Here is an 11,280-nt window from a genome sequence, read left to right as displayed (position 1 = left end):
GTTTGGCGGGCAGACCCCAACGACATCATCGCCGCAAGAAATCGAGGGTTCCAAATGTTGGATTCAATCCACTAGGTCCAGCAGGAAATCGCGGGTAACGATCGTGCCGTCGGCAAACACGACCTGTTCAATCGCCGCGCCCCGGATCAGAACGGAATCGTCGCTGGCCGCAAAACTCAGCAGCAGGTCGTCGCGGTCGTCAGACAGCCGTTCGACCCGCAACTCGGACGGGCGGTAGCCGACGATTTCCAGCGTGTCGGTGCCCTGCTCATCCTCGATCACATCCTGCCCGGACCCGGCCTGGAAATAATAGCGGTCGTCGCCGCGCCCGCCGACAAGGATGTCGTCGCCTTCGTCGCCGCTGATCGTGTCGGCGCGGTCAGACCCGCGCACAAGATCGTCCCCAAGGCCCGACTGTCCGTCAATGAACGCCTGAATCAGCGCAGCCGCATCCCACGTCACCACGTCGATGAACGACACTTTCGGAACAAAGCCAGACCCCAGCGCGCCCGCGATCACCACCTGCGCGCCGTTTTCGAAGCGCAGCAAAAGGTCGTCCGAAGACCCGTCGCCGCGCAGGACCTTGACCTGCCGGCTGGTCTGGTCGGTGATCCGCAGCGTCGCCTCCTGCGCACCCGGCAGCATTTCGACCCGGTTTGTCCCACTGGTTTCGTCAAAGGTGACAACCGCGCCTTCCGCCAACAGGATCAGGTCGTTGCCCGCGCCGGCGTTCAGCGGGATTCCGGCGGGATAGAGACTGGTATCCAGCACGTTCTGCGCATCGAAGGGCGTGGTTTCCAGCAGCTGCAATCGCACGTCTTCGATGCTCAGCTCTGTCCCGTCGTCAAAGGCGAACACCTCGACCGGGGTACGGGATACGCCGCCCAGAACGACGATCCGTTCACCCGTACCCGCCAACGTGACCAGCAAATCGCCATCCACGTTCTGGAAAGTCAGGTTCTCCGCCGTGATCTCTGCCCCGAAAACCAGCCGGTCGATGCCCGAACTGTCGCTGATCGCGGTCGAGGTATCGCCGTATCCGACCCGGTATTCGTCATCGCCGCCGCCACCTTCCAGCAGGTCGAAACCCGCACCGCCGGAAATCGTGTCATCCCGCGTGTCCAGACCGGTCAGCCGTTCGTCGGCGTCGGTCCCGGTCAGCATCCCGTCGATGATCTCGTCCAGTGTCAGGACCGAGCCATCGGCAAAGCGGAACTCTTCCACCCGGGTGTCGCCCAGCCCGCCGACGATGGTCAGCACGTCGGTGCCCATCCCAAGGTCGATGACCAGGTCGTCGCCATCGCGCGTGATCCGCAGCGCGTCGCGGGTGACAGAGGCGCCGAATTGTACCTGGTCGATGATCCCCGGCGCGTCGGGGCGTTCGACGATCCGGTCGAAGTCATAGTCCGCGCCAAAGGCATACAGATCGGCCTCGGCCCCGCCGACCAGCGTGTCGTCGCCTTGCCGCCCGTCCAGCGTGTTGGACAGCGTCGGGTTGCCCTCGATCAGGTTGTCGCCACGGTTGCCGCCTTCGATCTGCAGCCGTTCCTCGATGTCCGAAATCAGAAGGAAACTGCCGTCGTTGAACTCGAACCGTTCGACACCGTTGTCGATATCCAGGAACTGGTTGCGTATGCGCAGCGTATCGGTACGGTTCTCGACCGAGATGACAAGGTCGGTGCCGTCCTTGGAAAAGACCACGTTGTCCTGCGTGATGTCATCGCCAAACCGGACAATGTCATCGACTGGCACGTCGATCCCGTCGCGGTCCATCCACGCCGCGCGCACGCGGGTGTCCTCGATCGTGTCATTGCCATAGCCGACGTCGAACAGGTAGGTGTCGCCGCCATCGGCCCCGACCAGCAGGTCATCGCCGCCGCGCGCATCCAGCGTTTCGCCAAAGTCCGACCCGGCGATCGTTTCGCCCGCATCGGTGCCGACAAGGTCGATGTCCTCGGGGTTGAAGTCGGTGTAGTCAAGCGTCCGGTCGGCGAACTGGAAGAATTCGATCGCGTGGCGCTGCTGACCTGCGCGGACATACTGGTTTTCCAGGATGATCCTGTCATCTGTCCCGTTGATCGAAATGATCAGGCCCAGCGCGGTCCGAGAGAACGTGACCCCGTCGCTGTTGATCCCGGTGAATTCGATCTTGTCCGCATTGCCCGGCCCTGACAGGAAGGCAGTGCTGGCATCGAACACCGTGTCGGTGCCATAGCCGATGCCAAAGACATAAGTGTCCGACGCGCCCTGCCCTTCCAGCCGGTCGTTGCCAAGGCCGCCGTCGATCCGGTCCTGGATGTATTCGAACCCATAGATCGTGTCGTCGCCATCGGTCCTGGCGATATCGACATAATGCTGCAGCAGCTTCAGGTGATCCCAGACCGTGCCGTCGGCGAACACGATCTCTTCGATCAGGTTGGTGAACCCGACAAGGAAAACGTAGTCCAGATAGTCGGTCAGGATCAGTTGATCGTCGGTACCCGCCACCTGCAGCCGCAGCGTATCGCTGGCCCCGTCGCGCAGGAATTCGATATCGGTCCAGCGCAGGTCGTCGATGAAGGTGATCTTGTCATCTTTCGACCCGAACAGCGCTGCCGACAGATCGTTGTCCAGCACCACGTCCCGACCATAGCCCCGGCCATAAATGTAGGTGTCAAAGCCCTGAACACCGGTCAGGAAATCGTCACCCGCGCCGCCGTCCAGCGTGTTGTCGTTCAGCACGCCGTAAATCGCGTCGTCACCATCGGTCTTGGCGTTGGCGATCACCCGGTCGACAATGTCCTCGAATTCCAGCGCCGGGGCGGATTCGAAGGTGATCCGCTCGATCATGTTCGGGGCGATGTAATCCAAGCCGGTTGCGGTGCCGACAGCCTCTTCGAAATAGCCAAGGTTCAGCCGCATGCCTGCGAACTGGCCCACCAATTCAACCGACTGGTCGGTCATCTGGCCGTCTTGCAGAACGTGGATGACAAGGTTCTTCGACGCACCATCGCGGGTCAGGTACAGATCGTCCCCGGTGATGTCGCCGCGGAACATCAGGAAATCCATCCCGGCCTCGACCGGCCCGAACGAGAAATTCCCAAGGTCGTCGATCACGTCATGGCCATCGCCACGCCGGATGTAATAGGTGTCGCCACCCGCGCCGCCGGACAGGTAGTCGTTGTTCAGACCACCGAACAGCACGTCGCCCGAGCCAGAGCCGTAATAGGCGTCCGCCTCGTCCAGCGCTCCGCGTTCGTAGTCGATGACCGCAAACGCCATGCGATAGCGATCCCAGACCGTGCCATCGGCAAAGATCATCTCGGTCACGCCGGAATCGATCCGCGTGCCGTTCTGCAACAGCTTGTTCAGTTCACCCAGGAACTGATCCTGGATCTTCAGCGTCGCGGTGCCACCCTGGCCGTCGTCCCAGGACATGATCAGGTCCTGGCCATCGCGGACAAAGGTGATGTCGTCGGGGTTCAGATGCAGGAATCGCAACTGGTCCACGTCGCCCAGATCGTAGTCGAGGATCAGGTCCTCGCCGGTCTGGCGCCCGACGAAATAGACATCCGCCTGAACATCGTCGGTATAAAGGTGGGCATCCTTCGAATAGCTGCCGGAAACCGTGGTGTCGCCTTCGGAGAGGTAGAAGAAATTCATCCCCTCCTTCGTGCCCATGAACGTCTCGTCAGCCGTGTGGGTGATGATCCGCCGTTCATCGACGTTCAGCGCGTTCGCGATGCCTGGAACATCCAGATCGATGGGCACGTTTTCCAGCGCGGCCAGCGCCATCTGCAGGATGAACGCCTGGTTGATCTCGGTCTTGGTCTCGAACAGCAAACCGGCGTCGGCGGGTTTGTAGTTCGGATAGATCGCGCCAAGGATCATGCTCCATTGCACGAGGTAATCGTAAACCGCGTCGTCGGCATTGCTGACAGGCGCCTGTTCGAAGATCGCCTCGAACATTGGAACAAGTTCGCGACCGGTTGTCGGCAGGTACTTGTCCGCCTCGATGTCATAGACCAGTCCGCGCGCGTACTCCGAGAGGCCCGACTGCACCGCCATCTGCACGGCAAGGCGCTGGCTGGACATGATGAACTGCGCCATCGTCAGCCCGGTCTTTTCGATCATCGGGTCGATGACAGAGTCATAGAACTCCTCAGACAGGGTATAAGACCCGTCCGCCGTCACGCGATAGTCGATCAGCCCGGTATCATTGTCGAGAGTCGCGGTCAGCATCTCCGGCCGGAACTCGACCCCGCCCAGGCTGTTGGCATAGGCCATCTCGCCCGGCGTCATCACCACCACGCGATAGGCGCTGTCGTCGGTCACGCCCACTTCGCTCAGCGTGTCCAGATCGACGGCATAGTTGCGCAGGTTGAATTCGCGGCTGTCGCCGGTCTTGAACTGCAACTCCAGCGCCCGATCCAGGTTGCGCGCCCAGACAAGGAAGGTTCCATCGCGGTCGGTAACCTCGACCGTGTAGTCGACAGTGATCCCGTCGGTCACGCGCACACCGATCCGTTCAGTCGGCAAGTCGGCATAGGGGTTGAAGCTGATCTCTTCGACCCGCCATTCCTGCCCGGGATCGCGCGACAGGGCCAGGATATCATCGACCGTCGGTTGCGCGATGACCGCGCCCGTGCCATCGGTGATGTCCCGCCCGCTGGCCAACCGCCAACTGCCATCGGCGTTCTGAACGCCCCAATCGTCGATCACCGCGCGCCCGTCGATCAGCCGCATCAGGTAGGGCGCGGCATCGCGGTGCACCGGGTCGAACCCGCGCGACGCGGGCGACCAGGTCTGTTCCATCTGCCAATGCTGACCGGCGGCGGTGGCCTGCGCCATCACGTCCTGCAACGTCGGCCGGTCGATCACGACGCCCCCGGCACCGGTCACCGCCGTACCGCTGTTGAGTTGCCAGAACCCGCCGTTTGCGTCTTCGACATAGACACCGAAATCGGCCAGCGTCACCACGCCGTCCGCGTCGGTCGCCAACAAGACCGGCGTCAGTTCGCGCGTGGTGGACATGGTCTGGCCCCAGTAGGACAGGACCGGGCCAACCTTGGCGACGATGTCCAGGAAATCGGGCGTTGTCATGCCTGCCCCGGCCTGCGCCGCGACGTGGCCCAGCAGCAGGTCGTTGGCCATCGCCACGCCCAGGTTGGTGACATGGCCATAGCCATGGATATTCACGTCGATCAGCGGCTGCCAATCGGGTGTCCCGTCTTCGCCGGCATAGACGCTGTCGGTCTCGTTGGTTTCAAAGATCGTCTCGAACATGTTGACGATCCGGCCATCGGCGAATGTGACCCCGGCATTGGCCAGCACCTCGTTCCCCTGCGGCTGGGTGATCGCAAGGTCGGTGGCGTTCAGATCGAACGAGACGATCCCAAGCTGATCCAGCGTCAGCAGTTCGCCGTCATCGGTGACCCCGTCTTCGTTGCTGTCGCGCCAGATCAACAGGTCCGACCAGATCGCATCGGCAGCGGTGATCCTGCCGTCGCCGTTGCCGCCATGCGCGGCCTGATCGAACACCGCCAGATCGTCGAAACCCCGCCCGGTCTGACCGCCGAACATTTCCGAAACGTCATCAATCCGGCCATTGTCGTTCACATCGCGGACAAGAAACCCGTCGTCGCCTTTCAGCCAGCCAGTGCGTTCGCCGAACAGATCGTCGCCCATGTCGAAATGCACGCCCGACTGATAGATCGACAGGGTTTCCAGCCCGTCCCCGTCCAGGTCGATCACCAGCGGATCGTCGCCATCGACCCAACGCACCGCCTTATCATACCGGATCGAGGCCGCCGCGATCCAATAGGCCACGTTGGCCGCGTCGATCGCCCCCCAGGCCGCCATCAGCGGGCCGATCATCGGTGTGGCTTTCAGCAGTTCCTTCGCCACACCCATCTGCCCCATGATAAAGGCAAACACGCTGGGGAAGTTGAACAGCATCCCCAGGTCGGCGGTGTCATTTGCCAACGTCTGGGTGAACGCCTTGATCCCGCCGATCAGGTCATCGCTGCTTGCTGCGCCGCCCAGAAAGCTCAGCGGCGTGACGAACAGCCCGGCATCGTCAAAGCTGTATTCCGGGATCGACTGGAAATTGACCTTTGCTTCGGTCTCTTCACCGCTGCGATCCGGACCCGATACCAGTTGCCAAAGCGTGTCCCCGATATCGACAACCTGCATCCCCTTCTTGGGATCCGCGACATAGGCGATGAACGGCAGCCACGTGTCATAGAAAATCCGCAGCCCCAGACCGACCTCGGCGCTCATCAGGATCGCCTGCGCCGTGAAAAAATTGGTCACACCGGACATGACCGTGCCGAACAGGCCGCCCGCCATGCCCGCCATGCCCCAGACGGCCGATCCCGGGCTGGTGTCCCCGCCGGTCAGTGGCACGCCGCGATAGAACAGCACGTCGTTCTTGTCGGGGTCCATGATCGTGGTATCCGCCGCCCAAAAGAACATGTCGCCATTGGCCGGGTCGTCTTCTGGCGGGGCTTCGACGGTTGTGCCGTCGATCACCATGCCGGTGATCGTGTCGCCATACAGCAGCCCGCCGGGGGTGAAGTTCAAAACCACGTCGCGGCCCAAACCGCCCGCGGTTGTGACCGTGGTATCGCCCGTGGCGATGACAATATCGTCACCCTCGCCGCCCATCAGCGTGATGTTCGATCCCTGCGGCAGGTCCTTGGCGTACATGACGTCGACGCCGCCTTCGCCGTCGATCACGCCCTTGCCGGACATCTTCGACAGGTCACCTCCGGCCCCCAGCAGCACGATATCGTCGCCCGAGGTCAGCCCGACCGAGTCGATCTGATAGAACCCGATGTCATACGGCGACAGGTTGCCGGTGACCGCAGTCAGCGCCTTGGTCGCCTCTTCGATCAGCTTCTGCTGGTCTTTCTTGATGTCATCGGGGGCGATTCCGCCGGTTGACGGCCCGAAATCACCGTTGTGAAACACGATGCCGGCGCCAAGTCTGCCGTCATCGGTAAAATCCAGAAAATCACCGTTCGACCCGCCGCCGCCCTTGCCAAGATCGAACTCCATCGCAATCGACGGCAGGCGGTCCACCGTGACGCGGACCGTGTCGGCCTCGTCGCTCAGCGTGATCTGCTCGACCTCGTACAACTCGTCGCTGGCCTCTTCCCCGGCCAGCAGCCCTTCAAGCAGCGCATCGACATCCGGCTCGGACCTGAACGTCAGGTCAAAATCGTTCAGACCATCATAGAAAACACGGTCATAACCGGCACCGCCAAGGATGATGTTGACGCCCGCGCCGCCGGCCAGCGTGTCGTCGCCCTCGCCGCCGTGCAATTCGTCATCGCCGTCGTTGCCTTCGATGCTGTCGTTGCCGTCCTCGCCATCCAGCGTGTCATTGCCATCGTCTCCGAACAGCGAATCCGCCTCGGTGCCGCCATAGACAAGATCGTCTTCGGCGCCGCCGCTCAGCAGGTCTGCGCCTTCGTCGCCATACAACTGGTCGATGCCCGCGTCGCCATAGAGCGTGTCGTCGCCCAGCCCGCCGAACAGGTCGTCGTCGCCGTCGCCACCGTAAAGCAGATCATTGCTGAACTCGCCGAACAGCTCGTCGTGACCGGCGCCGCCTTTCAGCGTGTCTTCACCGGTGCCGCCATACAGATCGTCATCGCCGTCCCCGCCATCCAGCCCGTCGTTTCCGTCGCCACCGTCAAGGACATCGTTGCCACCGCCACCAGTGATCGAATCGGAACCGGCAAGACCGCGCAGGGTGTCGTCTTCATCACCACCGTCCAGCGCGTCGTTGTCGAGGGTTCCGTTGCGATCCATCAGGTCATCCCGCGAAAGTCTGTCCGGCGGCGGCGCGCGGGCGAAGCGATTTGTCCGGCAAAGGCCGCCAGCGGAACGGCGGGCTGCGCCCGGTCACGAAATGGCCGATCGCGGAACGCCCCGCATCGGGGCGCCAGCGATCTTTGAAAATTATGCGCAGACAGCATCTGAACCCTGTCTTCGTTCTATCATCTCGAAATCGGCTGCCCCGCGGCAGCCGCGTCACCGGGAAAATCCGGTGAACCGGCACCAACCCGTCACTTAATCACTTGCGGGCCATGGCCCGAACCCGATGTATTTTTGAACACCAAACACAGCGTATCACAAAAATCTCCGGTTGACGAAAAACCTGCGACGTCCGTGCCGGAACGCCTGACCGCTCAGGTTGGCTCCTGCACAGCGGTGCGGGTCATTTTGTCCAGCATGTCCTTGTCGACCAGCCGCGCGATGATCGGATGCAGGCGCAGGTCGCCTTCCTTCACCACCTGCCTGAAATTGGCGATCACCGCACCGGCTGTTTTCCGGTCGCTGGCCAGCACATCCAACAGCCAGTTGATGTCCCCGGAATTCCAGTCCTCGGGCTTCAACCGGACCGGAAAGACCCCGGCCTTGATCTGTTCGCGGATCCGGGCGTCGGCCTCTTCGGAAACGCTGGCCCAGATCGCCATGCCCGCGACGTCCTGCACTTTGCCGTCGGCGCTCTTGGTGTGGGCAAGGGCAATACGGTCGCGGATCAACGGCTCCAGAACAAGGTGGGTCAGGTCCATGATCGACTGGTGGCGATAGCGCGGCAGCCCCATCATTGCCATCACCGCATGACCAAAGCTCTGACGCACATGATCGCGCATCTGCGCGATGCGTGCCATCATCGCAGGGTCGATTTCAGGCGGGGTGCCAGGGCCCTGGGGCTTGGGGTCGGATGCGTCGGTCATGGAAAAACCTCTGTTGGAAACAGTACATTTATCCATTCTCCCTGCGCGTCGCGCAACGATTATGTCGTCCGGCCCGGGTCAGGGCTTCGGCCTGTCAACCGCCGGGGCCGCCTGCGGCGACCGGGTCTTGTCATCGCGCACAGGGACCACATCCAGCCAGTCGTGATAGGGCGACTGATGCGCCTTTTCGCACAGCGTCCGCAGCGCACCGACAGGGTTTTCGGCATGGTCGATGCGCAGATCCAACGGAGGATGATCGGGCCGCAGCACCAGCAACGCCGCAGACAGCAATCCGCGTGTATCACCCCCGACCGCCTGCGCCTGCTGCAATACCGTCAGAATGCGCTGCGCCGGATCGGTCCACGGGCGCTGCGCCGCGTCGACCATCGCGCGCAACACCTGATCAGAGGTCAGCATGTTGCCCGCCACCACCAATCCGTCGAACACGACGTGCCCGGCGTAGGGCACGCTCTGCGCCCCGGTAAAGCCCGCGCCGGTGCCAGAGCCGTCCAGCGCCGTAAGTTGCCGGTGATCGCGGCCCGCGTCCTGCCGCGTCACGCGGGCCACCGCGTCTGGCGCCGCATCCCCCGCATACATCGCGCGCAGCACGTCATCGCGCCAGAAGGTGCTGGGCGCGGTGCCCTGGCTGGCCACCAGGCCCGATTCGATATCGCCCCGCAAGACCCAGCCACCGACACACAGACTGCCCGTGGCGGCGCCGGCTGCGTAGATGCCCGTTTTCCGGTCAAAGGTCAGAACTGAAAAGGTCATCGCGCGTCCCTGGAACAATTGTCTTGAATTTATCATGAAGATTTGTCTGAATGCAATTAATCATGATAAATAGTTCACCCAACAGAGAGGACCCGCCATGCACTTCCTGAAGATGACCCGCCGGGCCATGATGGCCACGACCGCCGCGGTCGGCATCGCGCTGACCGCCAGTGCGGTTGTCGCGCAAACGCCGCCGGGCGTGCTGATCGTTGGTCAGATCGCCGAACCCAAGGCGCTGGACCCGGCCGCCGTCACAGCGGTGAACGACTTCCGGATCCTGATGAACGTCTATGACGGGCTGGTGCGGTACAAGGACGGCACGCTCGAAGTCGAGCCGGGCCTGGCCGAAAGCTGGGACATCAGCGCCGACGGCACCGAATACACGTTCCACCTGCGGTCCGGGGTGAAATTCCACGACGGGTCAGAGTTCAATGCCGAGGCGGTCAAGTTCAACTTTGACCGGATGCTGAACGAAGATCACCCTTATCACAACACCGGCCCGTTCCCGCTGGCGTTCTTCTTTTCCGCCGTCCAGTCGACCGAGGTGGTCGATGACATGACGGTGAAATTCACCCTGAACGCGCCCTACGCGCCGTTCCTGTCGAACCTGGCCTATCCGACCGGCTTGATCGTGTCGCCCGCCGCCGTCGCACAGTACGGCACCGATTTCGGGCGCAACCCCTCTGGCACCGGCCCGTTCAAGTTTGCCGAATGGCGGTCGAACGAGGCGGTTGTCGTCGAAGCCAACCCCGACTACTGGGATGGCGCCCCGGGGCTTCAGGCCGTGGTGTTCCGCCCGATTACCGACGCCAACACCCGCACGGCCGAAATGCTGGCCGGAGGCATCGACCTGATGGTGGAAGTGCCGCCGGTGGCGCTGTCGGAATTCCAGGGGGACGGGTTCACCGTGCATGAACAGGCCGGCCCGCACGTCTGGTTCCTGATCCTGAACGCCAAGAACGGCCCGATGGCCGACAAGCGCGTGCGCCAGGCCGCGAACTACGCGATCAACAAGGAAGCGATCGTGAACGACGTGCTGGAAGGCACCGCCGAAGTTGCCGCCGGTCCGACGCCGCCGGCCTTTGCCTGGGCCTATAACGCGGATCTGGAACCCTATCCCTATGACCCCGAGAAAGCCAAGGCGCTTCTGGCCGAGGCCGGCGCAGAGGGCGCGGAGCTGACCTTTTATGTCACAGAAGGCGGGTCGGGCATGCTGGATCCGATTGCCATGGGCACCGCGATCCAGGCCGATCTGACGGCCGTCGGACTGAAGGTGAAGATCGAAACCTATGAATGGAATACCTTCCTGGGAGAGGTCAATCCCGGGCTGGACGGCAAGGCCGACATGGCCGAGATGGCCTGGATGACCAACGACCCCGACACCCTGCCGTTCCTTGCGTTGCGCACCGAGGCCTGGCCGGACAAGGGTGGTTTCAACTCGGGCTACTATTCCAACCCCAAGGTGGACGCGCTGCTTGAAGCCGCCCGCGTATCGACAGACCAGGGCGAACGCGCCAGGCTTTATAAGGAAATGCAGACCATCGTGCATGACGACGCGCCCTGGGTGTTTGTCGCCAACTGGAAGCAGAACGCGGTCACCAGCGACCGGGTTGCCGATTTCGCTTTGCAACCGTCGTTCTTCTTGTTGCTGGACGGTGTGACCAAGAACTGATCGTTTCGGACCGGGCCGGGGCCCGGTCCGACCGGGGGGGGGGGGGGGGGGGGGGGGGGGGGGGGGGGGGGGGGGGGGGGGGGGGGGGGGGGGGGGGGGGGGGGG

General features: G+C 62.8%; 4 protein-coding genes. 1 reads left to right on the top strand and 3 read right to left on the bottom strand.

All coding sequences use genetic code 11. The features are described from left to right. Window positions 1-63 precede the first annotated feature (63 nt). The 3 genes from VK792_RS18930 to VK792_RS18920 form a co-directional block, all read right to left on the bottom strand. Window positions 64-7,800 (bottom strand): calcium-binding protein, encoded by a 7,737-nt coding sequence (locus VK792_RS18930; protein WP_326299448.1) that lies wholly within the window; start codon window positions 7,798-7,800, stop codon window positions 64-66. A gap of 380 nt (window positions 7,801-8,180) precedes the next feature. Continuing rightward, window positions 8,181-8,732, bottom strand: coding sequence for a toxin-activating lysine-acyltransferase (locus VK792_RS18925; RefSeq protein ID WP_326299447.1), 552 nt, complete (start codon window positions 8,730-8,732; stop codon window positions 8,181-8,183). 78 nt (window positions 8,733-8,810) lie between these two features. Then, on the bottom strand, window positions 8,811-9,503 hold the full coding sequence (locus VK792_RS18920; protein ID WP_326299446.1) for a DUF1028 domain-containing protein: 693 nt from the start codon (window positions 9,501-9,503) through the stop codon (window positions 8,811-8,813). 97 nt (window positions 9,504-9,600) lie between these two features. Between VK792_RS18920 and VK792_RS18915 the strand changes: the two genes are divergently transcribed. After that, entirely contained in the window at window positions 9,601-11,175 is a 1,575-nt protein-coding gene (locus VK792_RS18915; protein WP_326299445.1) for an ABC transporter substrate-binding protein, read from the top strand. Window positions 11,176-11,280: the final 105 nt, after the last annotated feature.

Origin of the sequence: Mesobacterium hydrothermale (assembly GCF_035818635.1) — a bacterium.
Taxonomy (GTDB): Bacteria; Pseudomonadota; Alphaproteobacteria; order Rhodobacterales; family Rhodobacteraceae; genus Mesobacterium_A; species Mesobacterium_A hydrothermale.
The sequence above is the reverse complement of the archived record's forward strand: the minus strand, read 5'-3'. Positions and strand labels throughout refer to the sequence as shown.